Source organism: Actinomyces stomatis (assembly GCF_031292835.1).
GTDB lineage: Bacteria > Actinomycetota > Actinomycetes > Actinomycetales > Actinomycetaceae > Actinomyces > Actinomyces stomatis.
In genome coordinates this window covers 92001-108392 of the sequence record NZ_JASPEP010000003.1, presented here as the reverse complement: position 1 = coordinate 108392, position 16392 = coordinate 92001, and the positions used below count along the sequence as shown (strand labels likewise).

The 16392-nt window shown below is 65.8% G+C and carries 14 protein-coding genes; 7 read left to right on the top strand and 7 right to left on the bottom strand.

The window, feature by feature from the left end:
* Window positions 1-50: 50 nt before the first annotated feature.
* Entirely contained in the window at window positions 51-1055 is a 1005-nt protein-coding gene (locus tag RIV12_RS03005; protein WP_309322054.1) for an alpha/beta hydrolase fold domain-containing protein, read from the top strand.
* Between the two features lie 67 nt (window positions 1056-1122).
* Here RIV12_RS03005 and RIV12_RS03000 read toward each other — a convergent pair whose 3' ends face one another.
* Both RIV12_RS03000 and RIV12_RS02995 read right to left on the bottom strand, forming a co-directional pair.
* Window positions 1123-2385 carry an ATP-binding protein gene (locus RIV12_RS03000; protein ID WP_309322053.1) on the bottom strand — a complete coding sequence of 421 codons (1263 nt, stop codon included), beginning with the start codon at window positions 2383-2385 and terminating at the stop codon, window positions 1123-1125.
* A 222-nt stretch (window positions 2386-2607) separates the two neighbouring features.
* The gene (locus RIV12_RS02995; RefSeq protein ID WP_309322052.1) at window positions 2608-3450 is read right to left on the bottom strand and encodes a LysR family transcriptional regulator; all 843 of its coding nucleotides are present in this window, start codon (window positions 3448-3450) and stop codon (window positions 2608-2610) included.
* A gap of 137 nt (window positions 3451-3587) precedes the next feature.
* Between RIV12_RS02995 and RIV12_RS02990 the strand changes: the two genes are divergently transcribed.
* From RIV12_RS02990 to RIV12_RS02980, 3 genes are all read left to right on the top strand, one after another.
* A complete protein-coding gene (locus tag RIV12_RS02990) occupies window positions 3588-4466 on the top strand; it encodes an aldo/keto reductase (RefSeq protein ID WP_309322051.1) in 879 nt (292 codons plus the stop codon).
* A 104-nt stretch (window positions 4467-4570) separates the two neighbouring features.
* Window positions 4571-5314, top strand: coding sequence for an NAD(P)H-binding protein (locus tag RIV12_RS02985; protein ID WP_309322050.1), 744 nt, complete (start codon window positions 4571-4573; stop codon window positions 5312-5314).
* 129 nt (window positions 5315-5443) lie between these two features.
* Complete coding sequence (locus RIV12_RS02980; protein WP_309322049.1) at window positions 5444-6316, top strand: alpha/beta hydrolase; 873 nt, start codon at window positions 5444-5446, stop codon at window positions 6314-6316.
* Between the two features lie 29 nt (window positions 6317-6345).
* On the opposite strand, the gene RIV12_RS02975 is transcribed toward RIV12_RS02980, so the two are convergent.
* Entirely contained in the window at window positions 6346-7026 is a 681-nt protein-coding gene (locus tag RIV12_RS02975; protein WP_309322048.1) for a response regulator transcription factor, read from the bottom strand.
* Window positions 7023-8210 carry a sensor histidine kinase gene (locus RIV12_RS02970; RefSeq protein WP_309322047.1) on the bottom strand — a complete coding sequence of 396 codons (1188 nt, stop codon included), beginning with the start codon at window positions 8208-8210 and terminating at the stop codon, window positions 7023-7025. The genes RIV12_RS02975 and RIV12_RS02970 overlap by 4 nt, the downstream gene beginning before the upstream one ends.
* Window positions 8211-8351: 141 nt before the next feature.
* On the opposite strand from RIV12_RS02970, the gene RIV12_RS02965 reads away from it, so the two are divergent.
* Genes RIV12_RS02965 through RIV12_RS02955 form a run of 3 tightly spaced genes read left to right on the top strand, consistent with a single transcriptional unit; the run spans window position 8352 to window position 11650 of the window.
* The gene (locus tag RIV12_RS02965) at window positions 8352-9335 is read left to right on the top strand and encodes an ABC transporter ATP-binding protein (protein WP_309322046.1); all 984 of its coding nucleotides are present in this window, start codon (window positions 8352-8354) and stop codon (window positions 9333-9335) included.
* 1 nt (window position 9336) lies between these two features.
* A complete protein-coding gene (locus RIV12_RS02960; protein WP_309322045.1) occupies window positions 9337-10479 on the top strand; it encodes an ABC transporter permease in 1143 nt (380 codons plus the stop codon).
* Window positions 10466-11650, top strand: coding sequence for an ABC transporter permease (locus RIV12_RS02955; protein WP_178388808.1), 1185 nt, complete (start codon window positions 10466-10468; stop codon window positions 11648-11650). The genes RIV12_RS02960 and RIV12_RS02955 overlap by 14 nt, the downstream gene beginning before the upstream one ends.
* Before the next feature lie 99 nt (window positions 11651-11749).
* Here the strand turns inward: RIV12_RS02955 and RIV12_RS02950 are convergent, their stop codons facing one another.
* The 3 genes from RIV12_RS02950 to guaA all read right to left on the bottom strand — a co-directional run bounded on the left by RIV12_RS02950 (window position 11750) and on the right by guaA (window position 16339).
* On the bottom strand, window positions 11750-12616 hold the full coding sequence (locus tag RIV12_RS02950; protein ID WP_075417291.1) for a hypothetical protein: 867 nt from the start codon (window positions 12614-12616) through the stop codon (window positions 11750-11752).
* 611 nt (window positions 12617-13227) lie between these two features.
* Entirely contained in the window at window positions 13228-13671 is a 444-nt protein-coding gene (locus tag RIV12_RS02945; RefSeq protein ID WP_309322044.1) for a hypothetical protein, read from the bottom strand.
* A gap of 1081 nt (window positions 13672-14752) precedes the next feature.
* The gene (gene guaA, locus RIV12_RS02940; protein WP_075417292.1) at window positions 14753-16339 is read right to left on the bottom strand and encodes a glutamine-hydrolyzing GMP synthase; all 1587 of its coding nucleotides are present in this window, start codon (window positions 16337-16339) and stop codon (window positions 14753-14755) included.
* Window positions 16340-16392: the final 53 nt, after the last annotated feature.

Below are 16392 nucleotides of genomic sequence, written 5' to 3'. Positions count from 1 at the left end.
TCCGGAGATGTCTTCGGACAGTGTTCTGTGTCCTGCGGAGCGGAGGAATCATGAGGATGTTCAGGGCGGTCAGCAGGAGCAGGATCGCCGTCGGCATGGCCAGCGTCGGCCTGACGGTGGGCGCCTTTAGCCTCTACTCCCGCAAGCGCTACAGGCGCTCGGCCGCAGCGAGCCTGGCGGAGTACAGCACCCGACCGGTCAAGATGGCGCACGCCCGCATGTCGATCACCAACCGGATCGCCCGCCTGGCCAGCCGCCCCGAACCTGCCCGCACCGTCGTCTTCCCGGCCTGGGGGCGCTTCTTCTACGACCTGGAGCGGCGCGAAAACTCGGGCATGCCCGTCTACTACGTCCGCCCGCATACGCCGTCGAACACGATCGTCATCTACCTCCACGGCGGCGGATACATCTCGACGGCGGTCTCGGCTCATGCCTGGCTGGTCGACCACCTCGCCCGCAGGACGGGGGCCGGTTTCATCATGCCGCTCTATCCGTTGGCACCCCATCACACCTGGCAGGAGGCGCACCGGCTGGTGCTGGACCTCTATCGGCGCACGGTTGCGGAGAACCCGGGTAAGCGGATCGTCCTCATGGGTGATAGCTCGGGCGGGGGCCTGGCGGCGGTCATCGCCCTGTCCCTGGCCGAGGCCGGCGACGCCCAACCTGACGAGCTCGTCCTCATCTCGCCCTGGGTCGACATCACCAACACCAACCCGGAGATCGCCGACTACGTTGAGGCCGACCCACTCATGGTGCCCGAGCCCCTCGCCGAGATCGGGCGGTGCTGGGCGGGCAACACCCCGCCAACCGACTGGCACCTTTCCCCCATCTACGGCGACCTGTCGGGCTTGAAGAAGGTGACAACCTTCGTGGGGACCCGGGAGATCTTCCTGCCGGACAATGCGCTCTTCCACGCCAAGCTCCTGGAGGCCGGGGTCGACTCGACGCTGCACGTCGGCGAGGGCCTCAACCACGTCTACCCGATGTTCCCCACTCCTGAGGGGCATCGGGCGCGGCGCGACCTCGTTCGCCTGGTCACCGGGGAGCTCGCCTAGCCACGTTCGATGACCGCCACTGGCCGTCAAGTGTGGAGGCAATCGTCGTCACATGACAGTGCGAGGATCAGGGACTCAAAGCCTTCAGGGGGAAGGTCACAGCGCCATCGGGAAGCATCATCGTGGGACCGTCCGCAGTAACAACAGCCCTGAACTGTGGGAGAGGTGTCCGCGTCGTGTCGATATCTCCGACGAACGCCGCCAGCGAGGACTGAGCCGCAGGAATCTGCCTCTGTCCCAGCTTGACCTCGAAGGCGGCCCACCGTCCGTCATCGAGCTCGACAATAACGTCCGCTTCTCTGCCCGACTTGTCCCGGAAATGATAGATGTGACCGCCCAGTACCTCAGCGAAGACCCTCAGGTGCTGCACGACCAGCGACTCGAACCAGAACCCGGCCGTCTCCAGGTCCTGCATCAACCGCCCCGGCGAGGTCGCGGTCACTGCCGCAGCCAGCGCGGGATCAACGAAGTGCAGTTTCGACGACGTCCGCACCGCATAGCGAGACCTCAAATGAGGAGCCCAGGCCGGCTGCTCCTCGACGACGAACAGGCGCTTGAGGGCGTTCACGTAAGCGATCGCCGTCTCTCCGGACAACGATTGTCCGGAGACATCCTTCGCGATGGTGGCGAAAGAGGCTTCCGTCGAAATATGCCGGGCGAGAGACCGTATGAGGGCACGCATCCTCAAGGGGTCCCGGCGCGGCTCACCATCGAGACGGCCGATGTCGATACTGATGATGTCATCGATATAGTCCCGCAGATGACGTTGTGCCTGAGAAGTCGTCAGATCACGATCCCCGGGCCACCCTCCGTGGACCAGCTCGTCAAGGACCTCGGCCACGCTCGTTCCCGAGACCAGCACAGGTTCGGGAGCCTGACCATCGAACAGTCCCGCAAGTGAGACGCTTCCATCGCCGAGACCACGCTCAAACAGGGTCATCGGACGCATGCGGATTCGCGATACCCGATGTGCGCCTGAGTGGCGGGCAGCATCCTCAACCGGGACGGAGGATCCGGTCAGGAGGAACTGCCCCGGACGCTGACGTGAGTCGATCTCTCGACGCACCAGATTCCACAGGGAGGGCTCGATCTGCCACTCGTCAATAAGACGCGGGGCCTCCCCGGCCAGAATCAGGGACGGGTCGACCTCCAGGGCCGCGCGCAGCTGCGGCAGCCCTGAGTCGAGGGCCACCTCGGAGGAGGCGTGCCGGCGGCCGGTCATGGTCTTGCCACAGGCCCGCACTCCCTCGAGGAGGACGCCTCCCGAGTAGCCGAGCGAGTCCTGGACGACGTGGTCGACAACCCGCGGCAGATAGCCGTTCTGACCCACCAGTTCTTCAGCCTCTCTTGCAGGATCCGGCCTCGATCCGGATGTTGGCGCCATTCTAATCCCCCATATGGCGTCTATCCAGCCCGGCATGTGGCGCCGTTTCGGTCCGACATGTGGCGTTTATAGATCATATGGACGGTTCCTGAGTCCCGGTGGGACGCATACCGCCGACGGCGCATTCGCTACCGTATGGCCGTGGTGGCCGCTGTCGATCGCTGCCAGTCACTGCCGGCTCACCCAGTCGAAGAGATTCTCGGCCTCCCGGCGGCCACCGGTGCGGGCCAGCAGGTAGAAGGTCGCGTGCGCGGCCGTGTCCCGAATGGGCACGATGACCCGGTCGGGCACCGAGGCCGCGAAGGAGGGGGCGTCGGTGATGAAGTGGGGTAGCGGTGAACTGCCGATCAGCCCCTCGAAGACGCCGGGGTCCTCCTGGACGATGAACTCGGAGTGAGGAAGGTTCTGGTCGCACACCTTGCGCCAGAAGCCGATGTCCTTCAGGAGCAGGAAGGTCTCGCCGTCGAGCTCGGCCATGCTCACGCTGCCCCTGGCCGCCAGCGCGTGCTCGGAGGGGAGGACCACGGCGAGGTTCTCCACCATAAGCCGGGTCGAGCACACCATCGGCAGCGCCACGGGGCGCAGGCCGATGCCCAGGTCGAAGTCGCCGTCGACCACCCCGGCCTCCACCTCGGCCTGGGCAAGCATCTGGGAGGTGAGGACCATCCCGGGGAACCGCTCGGTCATGAGGGCGGTCAGGCGCCACAACGGTGCCGGCGCGACGGTCCCCACCCGCAGAGCGCGGGTGCGACGGGCGACGTCGGCCAGTGCGTCGCGCATCGCCCGCTCGGCCCTGAGGATCTGGCCGGCGTGCTCCAGAGCCACGCTGCCGGCGTCGTTGAGGACAAGACGGCGTCCCACCCGATCGAAGAGCGGCTGGCCAAGCTCGCTCTCCAGACGCCCGAGCGAACGCGACAGAGCCGGCTGGGAGAGGTGCAGCACCCGGGCCGCCGCGCTCATAGTGCCCTCGCGCTCGATCGCCTCGAGTTGCCTCAGCTGCTCCAGTTCCATGCGCACCCTCCACATCCTTGATGCATCTGGCACATCAATAGTTCCGATACTTGCATTTTACAGGAAGGGGATTACCGGGAAGACTGATGCATGAAACAACGAGATCGAAACGATCCACTGAACCAGGAGGAAGCCCCATGCTTTACCAGACCCTCAACAACGACGTCGAGATGCCGATGCTCGGATACGGCGTTTTCCAGACCCCGCCGGATGAGACCGAGCGCTGTGTGAGCGAGGCGCTCGAGGTCGGCTACCGCCTCATCGACACCGCCCAAGCCTACGGCAACGAGGAGGGCGTGGGTGCCGCCGTGCGCGCCAGCAGCGTACCGCGGGAGGACGTCTTCATCACCTCCAAGATCTGGGTCTCCAACATGACCTACGAGCGGGCCACCGCCTCCATCGAGGAGTCGCTGCGCAAGCTGGACACCGACTACATCGACCTCATGCTCCTGCACCAGGCGATGGGCGACTACCCCGGCGCCTACCGCGCCATGGAGGACGCCTACAAGGCCGGCAAGCTGCGTGCCATCGGGGTGTCCAACTTCTACCCCGAGCGACTCGTCGACGTGGCCCTGCTCGCCGAGGTGCCGCCGGCGGTCAACCAGGTCGAGACGCACCCCTTCCGCCAGCAGGACGAGGCCCACGAGGTCATGGCCGAGCTCGGCGTCGTCCACGAGGCCTGGGCGCCCTTCGCCGAGGGGCAGAACAACATCTTCGCCAACCCGGTCCTGACCGAGATCGGTGAGAAGTACGGCAAGAAGCCTGGACAGGTGATTCTGCGGGCACTCATGCAGAAGGACGTCGTCGTCATCCCCAAGTCCGTGCGCCGCGAGCGCATGGAGGAAAACTTCGACGTCTTCGACTTCGAGCTGAGCGAGGAGGACATGGCTGCCTTCGCGGCGCTCGATGACGGCAGCCTGCCGCGCATCTTCGACCACTACGACCCCAAGACCGTGACGTGGCTGCTGCGCGACTACGTCAAGAACAACCAGCTCGCCGGCGGGACGCTGTACTGAACGCGCCCAGCCGCTCAGACCTTCCCAGCCGGATGACTATCACGAACTGTCTTCCCGACCACCCGATCCACCAGGTTCAACACAACTCACAAAAGGAGCATCATATGACTGCTCCCCGCACGATTCTCGTCATCGGCGCCACCGGCCAAGTGGGCCACGTCGTCGTCGAGGAGGCCCTGGCTCGCAGCCTGAGAGTCAGGGCCCAGTCCCGCAACGCCGCGAGAGCGACCACCTTGCTCCCCGCAGATGCGGAAGTCGTCGAGGCCTCCCCCACCGATGCCGCCTCACTGGCCGGCATCATTGACGGCGTCGACATCGTCATCCTCACCCACGGCGGGGACTCCGACCTTGAAAACCACTACTACGCCGTCTTGCCCGCGCTGCTGGATGCGCTCGCCGGTCGCCCGGAGGTCCACATCAGCCTGATGACATCCATGCGCATCTCCCACCCATCAGGCGAGTCATGGGACTGGAAGCGCCGCGCCGAACGGCTGGTACGAGCCTCCGGCCACCCCTACACAATCGTCCGCCCCGGCTGGTTCGACTACCAGGGGGCGGAGGACGCCCAGATCGACCTGCGCCAGGGCGACCTCGTCGAGAGACAGCCGGGCGTGGACCGCCACCACGTCGCCCAGGTCCTCATCGAGGGCGCACTCAACACCTCGGGCGAGCATCGCACCGTCGAGGTCTTCTCCCGGCCAGGCGCACCAGTCACCGACTTCGAGACGCTATTCGCCGCCACGAAGCCGGACACGGTCGCCGACCGCGGCGTCCTCGACCAGGACCTCGTGCCACCCGGCGATGAGCCCACCCGGGTGCAGACCGATCTCGCCCGCTTCAGGGCCTAACTGAAGATCATCGCCCAGATCACCCATGCCCACCGCGAACCAGAGAGAATAACTGGTTCTTTAACCACTGAGTGACGAACTGTCACTCGGCTCTTCTCACCACCCCCAGTGAAGGAAATGGAGAACATCATGGACACACAGAAAGTCGTCTTCACCAACAAGGATCTGGGTCTGCGCCTGGCGGGGCTGCTCCGCCTGCCCACCGACTTCAACCTCAGCAAGGACTATCCGGCCGTCGTCGTCACTGGCCCCATGCTCTCCGTGAAGGAGCAGGCTCAGAGCGTCTATGCCGAGCGCCTGACCGAACTCGGCTACGTGACCCTTGTCTTCGATGGTTCCTACTTCGGTGAGAGTGAGGGCACGCCGCGCCAACAGGAACTGCCCGACGTCAAGGAGAGCGATATCGAGGGCGCCGTCGACTTCCTTCAGTCCCTGCCTTTCATCGACTCCGGCCGCATTGGCGGCCTGGGCATCTGCGGCTCCGGCTCGTATATGTCCGTCGCGGGTGTCAAGGAGCCGCGTCTGAAGGCGATCACCGCCATCGTCCCTGCGATCTCCGATATCTCCACCTCCGCCATGGCCGGGTTCTTCATGCCCGAGGACAAGGTCAGAGCCGCCAAAATGGCCTACGAACAGGGCGAGGGAGACATCGCGCATCTCAACTTCATGCCACGCGCCTTCGATGAAGGAGCGGCGTACTACTACTCCGCACGCGGTACGCACCCGCGCTGGAGCAACGACGTCGTCGCCTGGAGCCAGCTCGACCTCGTCTCCTACAACGTTCCCGACCTTATGAAGGACATGACCAAGCCCTACCTCGTCATCACTGCGGAGAACGCCTGGAGCCGCGAGGCATCCACTGAGGTCTTCGAGGCCGTACCGGGCCAGAACAAGCAGATGCATGTCATTGGCGAGGCCGGCCACTTCGACATGTACGACCTGGCCCCTTATGTCTCCAAGGCTTTCGACTTCATCGAGCCCTTCTTCGCCGAGAACCTGTGACCATCGCGTAGTCCAGAGCCGAACCAGGCTCATCCCGCCTGCGCGGAGCGGTAGTACATGACTGCGACCTGGGTGCGGTTGCGCAGGCCGAGCTTGGCCAGGATCGCGCTGATGTGGTTGCGCACCGTGCCCTCGCTCATGAACAGCCGTGCCGCGGCCTCGGCGTTGTCCAGTCCCTCGGCCACCGCCTCGACGACCTCGTACTCGCGGTCGGTCAGGGCCGCGAAGGCGGTGCTCCGCAGGTCCTTGTCGGACGTTCCCGGGCCCTCCTCTGCCTGCTCCCGCCCGCCGGCGGGCCCGCTGAGCCTCATGGTGGTGCTGCGTTCGAGCACCTCCCCCTCCAGGACGCAGACCCCGGCCATGACGGAGCGCAACGCCGGGGCGACCTGGGCGACGTCCTGCTTGATGAGGTAGCCGCGCGCCCCCATCTTGAGGGCCCGCACGATGTACTCGTCGTCGGAGAAGGTGGTCAGGAAGACGATGCGCGCTCCTGCGTCCTCGGCCAGGATGCGCTCGGCCGCGCTGAGTCCGTCGCCGCCGGGCATCTGGATGTCCATGAGGAGGATGTCGGGAGCCAGCTCCCGGTAGCGCTCCATGGCCTCGGGGCCTGAGCTGCCCAGGCCGACGACGTCGACGTCGTCCTCGACCGACAGGATCGTGGACAGGGACTGGGCGACGAGCGCGTCGTCGTCGACGATGAGGACTCTCATGATGCTCCTTCTCTCCCCTGTCCGTTCTTGGGGATCGTGGCGAAGACCGTGAACCGGGGTCGCGGGGTGATCCGCACCCGGCCGCCCAGGGCCTCGACCCGCTCAGTCATGGAGCGCAGCCCCAGGCCCGCGCCCCCGTGGCCGTCCACGGCCGGCTCGTCCTCGGCGGGGACGACGCCGTCATTGTCAACGGTCACCTGCCAGAACGCAGGGTAGTCGGTGACGGCCACGCGGGCCGAGCGGGCCCCACCGTGGCGGGCGGCGTTGGTCAGGGCCTCGCGCACGACGGCCACGACGCAGCGCGCCACCGCCGACGGGGGCTCGACGTCAGTGGAGCAGTCGACGCTCACGGAGTCGATGCCGCAGCGCGAGCCCAGCATGTTGAGGGAGGTGGCCAGCTCCTCGCCGTCGTCGGACAGGGCGTGGACGGAGCGGCGCATGGAGTCCAGGGCCTCGTCGAGGCCTCCATCCAGGGTGGTCAGGTCGGCAACGACGCCCGGCTCGTCGCGGTGGACGACCTGGAGGGCCTTGACCTGCAGCAGGAGGCGAGTGAGGAGATGGCCGACGCCGTCGTGGATCTCGCGGGCGATGCGGGTGCGTTCGGCCAGGGCGGCGGCGCGCAGCTCGTAGTCCTGGGCCTGGAGCAGCCGGGCGTTCGTGTCCTGCAGGGTGAGGACCTTCTCGCGCAGGTCATCGCGCACCACGTGCAGGCTCCTTCGCGCCACCTCCTCCTGGACGGTGCGCAGCGCGAGGAGGGCCGCGAGAGCGCAGACCGCCAGAGCGAGGGCCAGCACGGGCATGTCCCGAACCCGCGTGACCATGACGGCCGCGAAGGGGATGCAGACGGCCACCGCCGCCATTCGCTCGAGTCGGGTCCCGAGCGCGCCGAGGCGGGCCAGGGCGTAGACGACCAGCGGAGCCCCGGCCACGGAGTCCGCCGAGAGGGCTCCCACCAGGAGGTAGGCGGCCGGGACGGCGATGCCCCACCGTCGCTGATCGACGGTCATGCTCAGGCCGGCGACGGTCACGGCCGCGATCAGCCAGATCACGGCGGACGTCTTCACCTGCCCCACGAGCAGGACCAGCAGGAGGCAACCGCACAGCAGCACGCCTTTGTCGGCCAGAACCTTCACCCCTCGATTATCGGTCGGTGGCCGGTGCTCGTGGGCCCGGCATGCCGTCATGGGACTCATTCCGGCATCTCATGACAGAAGTCATGGGGCCGGCTGCAGTCATGACAACAGGCACTTCTGAGCGCCACCGCGCCCCGCGACCATGGATGCCATGAGCCGGGGACCACCGGCGGAACGAAGGAAGGAGTCGAGATGGACATCAAGGATGAGGACCACGACGCTGGCCTGGCGGTGGAGGTCGACTCCCTGGTCAAGCGCTATGGGGAGCTGGTCGCGGTTGACGGCCTGTCACTGATGATCCCGCGCGGCCAGGTCCTGGGGCTGCTCGGCCCGAACGGCTCGGGCAAGACGACGACGATCAGCTGCGTCCTTCAGCTGCTCACCTACGACAAGGGCTCGATCCTCGTCTTCGGCGAACCGATGACGCCCACCTCCTATGACCTCAAGCGCCGCATCGGTGTGGTGCCTCAGGAGGTCGCCGTCTTCGATGAGCTCACGGTGGCGGAGAACGTCAATGCCTTCTGCGCCCTCTACGTGCGCGACCGTGCCGAGAGGCGCCGCCTGGTGGCCGAGGCGATCGCCTTCGTCGGCCTGGAGAAGTTCGTGAAGTTCAAGCCCACGAAGCTCTCCGGCGGTCTGCTGCGCCGCCTCAACATCGCCTGCGGCATCGCCCACGGACCCGATCTCATCTTCCTCGATGAGCCCACGGTCGCCGTCGACCCGCAGAGCCGGGGCGCCATTCTCGACGGCATCAAGCGTCTCAACGAGCGCGGCGCCACCGTCATCTACACGAGCCACTACATGGAGGAGGTGGAGCAGCTGTGCGACCGGATCGTCATCATGGACCGCGGCCGGCAGGTGGCCTCCGGCACCTCCGACGAGCTCAAGGCCATGATCGGCACCGGTGAGCGCATCCGGGTGGAGGTCATCGACCCCGCCCCGCTGGGCGAGGAGGCCCTGGAGGGCCTGCGCCGCCTGGAGCATGTGCGCACGGCCGCCTACCAGGACGGTGAGGCACTCATCGAGTGCTCCCCCGGGGCTCACAATCTCACCGATGTCATGAGGGCACTGGCTGCTGCTGGGGCGACCTGCGGCCGGGTGACCTCCGAGCCCCCGACCCTCAACGATGTCTTCCTGGAGATCACCGGGCGGGCCCTGCGCGACGAGGCGGCCTGAGATGTTGACCGTTTTCCTGTACCAAGTACTCAGGCTCCTGCGTGACCGAGTCCTGCTCATGTGGACGCTCGGCTTCCCCATCGTCCTGTCCCTGATCTTCATGGCGATGTTCTCCAACCTGGACAAGGTCTACGAGGCCACCCCCATGAGCTTCGGCGTCGTCCAGGACGAGGCCTACCGGGCGGCTCCGGGGCTGGACGCCTTCGTGGAGCGCATCTCCGCCGACGACGCCGATCCTCACCTCCTCACGAAGGTCACCCACTCCACCGCCTCGGAGGCCGAGACCGCCGCGAAACAGGGAGAGACCAACGGCTATCTGGCAGTCGAGGGCGGTCAGCCCGTGCTGCACGTGACTCAGAAGGGCAACGAGGCCGAGACGACTCGGGTACTGCGAGTGGTCATGGACTCCTACACCCAGAGGCAGGCCGAGTACGAGGCCCTGGTCAAGGCGGGGGCGGCTCCCGACAAGCTGGCCGCGCTTGAGACCGACCAGTCCTTCACCCACTCGATCTCAGTGACGCCCTCCCCCGTCAAGCCGGAGACCCACTACTACTTCGCGCTGCTGGCCTTCGCCTGCGGCATGGGGACGACCGTGGCCTTGGTGGCCGTGAAGGGAATCATGGCCGTCTCACCGGTGGGCGCCAGGCAGACGCTGGCGGGCCTGCCCCGCTGGAAGGTCCTGACGGCCACGCTCGCGGCCTCCTGGGTGTGCGTGTTTGCCTGTCTGCTCATCGCTTTCACCTTCATGGCCTCGGTCGTGGACGTGGACTTCGGGCCCCATGTGCTCCTGTGCCTCGTGGCGATCGGGGTCTGCAGTCTCATGGCGAGCGCAGCGGGAGCCGCCCTGGGGACGCTGGCCCGCCTGGAGATCGGGATGATCTCCGGCTTCACCTCCCTGCTGTCCTTGTTCACCGGCCTGTACGGGCCCGCGTCCCAGTCACTGGCCAGCTCCGTCGAGCAGCACGCCCCACTGCTGGCGCAGGCCAATCCCCTGTGGCAGACGGCCCGCTGCTTCTACGGGCTCCTGTACTACGACTCCCTGGCACCCTTCGCCCACAGCTGCGCAGTCTTGCTGGGCATGACGTGCCTGTTCCTGACCATCGCCCTGATCCGTGCAAGGAGGATGACCCATGAGCACCTTTAAGACGTGTGTGAGAGTTGTGGCCGCTCACCGGCTGTACATCCTCATCTACCTGGTGGTGCTGAGCCTGTTCGGCCTGTTCACCGGGATGGCCAAGTCCGAGGACTACTCCAGCCAGGTTACGACCGCCACGGCGAGTGTGGCCGTCATCGACCGCGATGGCTCCATGATCTCCCGCGGGGTCAAGGACTATGTCGAGTCCGTCGGTGAGGCTCAGCCGCTCGAGGACTCCAGGAGGGCCCTCCAGGACGCCACCGCGCAGAACCGCATCAGCTACATCCTCATCATTCCCGCCGGTTACGGGCAGAGGCTGCAGCAGGCGGCTCGCGAGGGCACCGAGCCGCCCCGTATGGACACGGTCATCGGGTACGAGTCGGCGTCCGGCGCGCTCATGAATGTGCGCACCGACTCCTACGTGGGGCAGGTCAGCGACTACCTGTCGACCACCACGGACGACCCGGCCCGGGCCGTGGCACTGGCCAAGGAGACGATGAACCACTCCGCCCCCGCGAAGCGGGTCACCCCGGACGCCACGCCTCTGTCACACGGCTTCATCACCTACGCCAGGTTCTCCTTCTACCCGCTCATGACCTTCGCGGTCGTCACGATCTCCACGCTGATGGCGGCACTGGGGCGCCGGGCGGTGCGCGCACGCCTCGAGGCCACCCCGGTGAGCGGTACTGTCCGCAGCCTCGGGCTGCTGGGCGCGTGCCTCGTCGTGGGGCTCGCCGGGTGGCTCTGGGTCTTCGGGCTGGGGGTCACGGTCTTCGAGGCCGCCACCGTGACGACATCAGCTCCGCTCCTGGGCGTGGTCGCAGCGGCCCTGGGCAGCTACACGCTCGTGGCGGTCTCGCTCGGATTCCTCATGGGGCAGATCGGTCTGGGTCAGCACGCGGCCAACGCCGTCGCCAACATCGGCGGCATGGCCCTGTCCTTCCTGGGCGGTGCGTGGGTGCCCACCGAGTGGCTGCCCGACGCCCTCGCCCGGGCAGCGAGGCTCACGCCCGGCTACTGGGCGGACCAGGCGATCTCCGGGGCGTACAACGCGACCTCCATGTCCGCCGCCGTCATTCGCCCGTTGCTTGTGGACTGCGGCATCTGCGCCCTGTTCGCCATCGCGGTCTTCTCCGTCGCCGTGGCCGTGGGTCGCGCCCGGGCCCGGTCGACCCTGTAGGACGCAGGCGCATGCGAACCCGTCCGACATGACAATGGGGCCGGCCACCAGGTGGTGGTCGGCCCCATTGTCAGGCCCTGCGGCTTCGCGCCGCTGTCGTCACTTCACGGCGACGAAGACCTTGTCCGCCAGAAGACCGGGGCTCACCGCGAGAACACCGTCCTGGGCGTTGGCCGATGGCACCGCTCGCACAACGTTGCCTGAGACACTGGCCCCCTTGTACAGCACCGTCAGAGAGTCGATAGCATCCGGGGCGGCAGCGATGGAGTCGGCCCCGTCAATGGTGACGCCATCCGCCGTCACGAAGTCGACCAGCACAAAAGCAGGCGTTTCTCCGGCCGGGTCATTGCCGATGTAGGTGGCGGTGTAGTTGATGAGAACGTATTCCTTCCCTTCAGCGGGAGGCTCATTGAACTGGTTGGCCGCGGCCACCGCATCATTAGCGTTGAAGGTGACCGAGTTGATCACCACTTTCCAGTCCTTGCTGGAGATCTCGGTACGGAGCGGGTAGGGGTTCTCCCGACTCTTTCCCTGCGCGGAGTCCGCAGCAGCCGATCCTCCTGAGTTCGACATTGCCCCATCGGGAGCCGGCGCCGCAGAGACAGCGCTCGTGGAGGACATGGCCTCATCGACAGCATTGCCTACAACCACCAGGAAGACGAAGACGCCGATGATGGTTCCGACAACCGAGACGATCACTGCGGTGACTGCGGGCCAAACGGCCTCCCCTCTCCGGAAGAGGCCCACCAAACCGACGATGAAGGAGATTGGCAGCAGGATCCAGCCGACGATGAGTGCGCCGGGGAGGCAGGCGAAGATGAACCCGATGACCGCCATCACCAGAGCAACGATGCCCACGGTGTTGCGCCCCTTCTTCATCGGCGCAGGCGCTTGCTGCATCGGCGTAGGAACCTGGTCTTGAGGCGGGTACTGCTGCGGAGGGGCGGACTGAGGAGGGTACGACATTGTGGCTCCTGATATTCGACGGTATGCCGAAACGAGACAAACGAATGCAGCGACACCCGCTGCACCGCTCATCGTAGTCAGAACAACATCCGCAATGCGCTCCCAAAGGCACAGAATTTAGAATTTTTACATTCCAAAACAGCCACTAACCTTCCGAATGAAACTCAGCCTCAGCGTGACCATCGGCATCGTCACAACAATCCGCCGGGACGGATATTCCTAGAGATCCACCGATGGGCTTGAACGGTGCGATCACGGAGCTGCCATCACCCCCGATTGAAGCAGGCTCCAGCGATCATTCACCCCCCAATGTCATCCTCCATCAAAACGCAGAAGTCGCACAACATCATCGATCTGTCGAGGATTCTTCAAAGCCTCCACCACCCTAGAGACGAGCAGTCCACCACCACCCCCGACTCTCAGCCTATCCAGATCGGGGACACCCTTTCTCCACGAGAAAGAATTCCTCCCGCAAACCACTGAAGGGAATCCCAATCATCTGCAGGAGAAGGGCATTCTCGACGAGGATCGCAGTCCTCGATGTGCAGGTCAGGCCTCAATACAAGAAGAGCGTCCTGCGCATTGCCTGACGACGGTGTACGACGACAGCCCTAGAGCCTCCCCAGCAGCTGGCGCTTGGCCTCGCAAAACTCTTTATCGTCGAGGACACCTTCATTGTGCAGCTGAGCCAGATCGCGCAGACTCGCAGTCACATCCACAGTGGACACGGGCGAAGCACTCACCCTCTGAGGCGGCTCGACCTGACCGGAGGGCAGAGCAGGAGCACTCAGCGACACAGGGCCACGCCCCAGGGCGGTCAGGACCGAGTTGCCCGTTTGCTCCAGGACGGCACCAACACTTTCATGATCTTTTCTGGGCATCGGAATGCCCGTTGTCGGATGCTTCGTCTGATTCGTCAGCACATGAACTCTCTGATCAGTGGTAATAGTCAGAACAGCCTTCGCCGATATGATCTTAGCGACCGCCCCGGCACCAGCAGCCGCAACACCAGCAGCGGATATCGCCATGACCGCAGGATTACGCTTGGCGATCATCGACACCACCTTGACCGCGGTGCCAGCTGTCGCAACCGACGGCGCAGCCGCCGCCCCAGTTACCCCAGAGCTGCCACTATCAGGGCGCTCGAAAGATATGGAGATTAGATTCTCATAAGGAGTCGATTCGTCTATCCGGCACGAACGCCTACCCTCACTGGGGCCGGCTACACGCACATATCCGTTCTCGTAGATCTCAACCTCCGAATCCCCAAACTCGCCCCTCGTCACCCGCCTTCCTGCCACCTGAGCCCACTCGGCTTGCCGAAGGCGCTCCTGCCGCTCACGTTCCTCACGCTCCCGACGAGCCCTCACTCCGGCAGTCAGCGCCCCAATCGCCATGTTCTTCCGCTCAACCGCAGCACCCTTCACAGCTTGCCCCAGAGCATCAAGTATTCCAGGCTCCTTCATAGGTCGCGTGACCGGAGCAAGCGCCTGACCGGAACCTGCGGGATGAACCTCCACCGGGGCGGGGAGACGTCCTGCGCATAGACGCCCCACGCACTGCCGTCCCACCACCGCTGACGGCCCGATCCATCGTCATACCAACCCGCCGGGACGGACATCCCTACACCTCCATTGATGCGACTGAACAGCGAGATCGTAGCACCGCCAAAACCCTTTGGAGACACAGGCCTTAACAATCGTTCAAGCCTTCAAATACCTCCTACTTTTGTCTCCTTCGAGATACAAAAGTCGCCAAACAATATCGACCTATTAGTGATTTTTCTAAGCCTCCGTTGAGTTCATAGATGAGCGCCCTATCATCCTGCAGTTCACGCAGCGACCCACCCAAACCCAAGCCGAGTCCGATCGGGAACGTACTTTCTCAACGAGGACTGAGCCCTCCCGCAGACCACTGGGGGCGGACCTCAGTGATCTGCAGGAAAAGTACGTTCCCGGAGAGAATCACAGTCCTCGATGTACAGATCCACTGAGTCGCCCTGCCGAACCGCCAGTCACCTCCCCGGCCAGGACCGATAAGCGCTCCAGACCGCTCAGCGGTGGACAAAGCAAGGCCCCACCGGCGCATCGCACCGGCGGGGCCCAGCAGCGGCGAGCAGTCGTTCCGACTCGCCGGTCACTCCCACTCGATGGTGCCCGGGGGCTTGCTCGTGCAGTCGAGCACCACCCGGTTGACCTCCGGCACGGAGTTGGTGATCCGGTTGGAGATGCGCGCAAGGACGTCGTAGGGCAGGCGGGTCCAGTCCGCCGTCATGGCATCCTCGCTACTGACCGGCCGCAGAACAATGGGATGGCCGTAGGTGCGCCCGTCGCCCTGCACCCCCACGGAGCGCACGTCGGCCAGCAGCACCACCGGGCACTGCCAGATCTCATCGTCGAGCCCGGCGGCGGTGAGCTCCTCGCGGGCGATGGCGTCGGCGGCCCGCAGCACACGCAGGTTCTCGGCCGTCACCTCGCCGATGACGCGGATGCCCAGCCCCGGTCCGGGGAAGGGCTGGCGGGCGACGATCTTCTCCGGCACACCCAGCTCGCGGCCGATGGCGCGCACCTCGTCCTTGAACAGCTCGCGCAGTGGCTCGATGAGCTCGAAGTCGAGGTCTTCGGGCAGGCCACCCACGTTGTGGTGGCTCTTGATGTTGGCGGCGCCCTCTCCCCCGCCGGACTCGACGACGTCGGGATACAGAGTCCCCTGGACCAGGAAGCGGATCTCGCCGCCCTCGGCCCCCACGGCCTCGACCACCCGGCGCTGGGCCGCCTCAAAGGAGCGGATGAACTCCCGTCCGATGATCTTGCGCTTGGCCTCCGGCTCGGTGACGCCGGCCAGGGCGCTCAGGAAGCGCTCGGTCTCGTCGACCGTGATGACGCGGATGCCCATGCCCTCGGCGTAGTCGTGCTCGACCTGGTCGCGCTCGCCGGCGCGCAGCAGGCCGTGGTCGACGAAGATGCAGGTGAGCTGGTCGCCGATGGCGCGGTGGACGAGGGCGGCGGCCACGGATGAGTCCACTCCCCCGCTCAGGCCACAGATGACGTGGGCGTCGCCCACCTGCTCGCGGATGCGGGCCACCTGCTCGTCGATGATGTTGTCCGGCGTCCAGGTGGCCGGCAGTCCCGCCTCCTTGTGCAGGAAGTTGACCAGGGCGGCCTGCCCGTGCTCGGAGTGAAGGACCTCAGGGTGCCACTGCAGCCCGTAGAGGCGACGGCCCGGGTTCTCGAAGGCCGCCACCGGCGTCTGGGAGGTGGAGGCGGTGACAGTGAAACCCTCCGGGGCGGCCTGGACCGCGTCACCGTGGCTCATCCACACCACCTGGTCGTCCGGGGTGCCGTCGAACAGGCAGGAGCCCTCCTCCACACGTGCGGGGGTGTGCCCGTACTCGCGGGTGCCGGTGCGTCCGACCGTTCCGCCGAGAGCCTGGGCCATGGCCTGGAAGCCGTAGCAGATACCCAGGACCGGCACTCCTGCGTCGAAAAGGGCCGGATCGACGGACGGGGCGCCGTCGGCGTAGACCGACGAGGGGCCGCCGGAGAGGATGATGGCCGACGGCTGCTTGTCCAGCATGGCGGCGGCATTCATGGAGTGGGGCACGATCTCGGAGTAGACACCGGCCTCGCGCACGCGGCGGGCGATGAGCTGGGCGTACTGGGCGCCGAAGTCCACCACGAGGACAGGGCCGACGGCGCTGGGAGAAGTCTGGCTGGTCGTCACCGGAACAGAATAGCCGGGGCGGCAGCCCCACCGCCTTCCGCACTGCCGGCCGA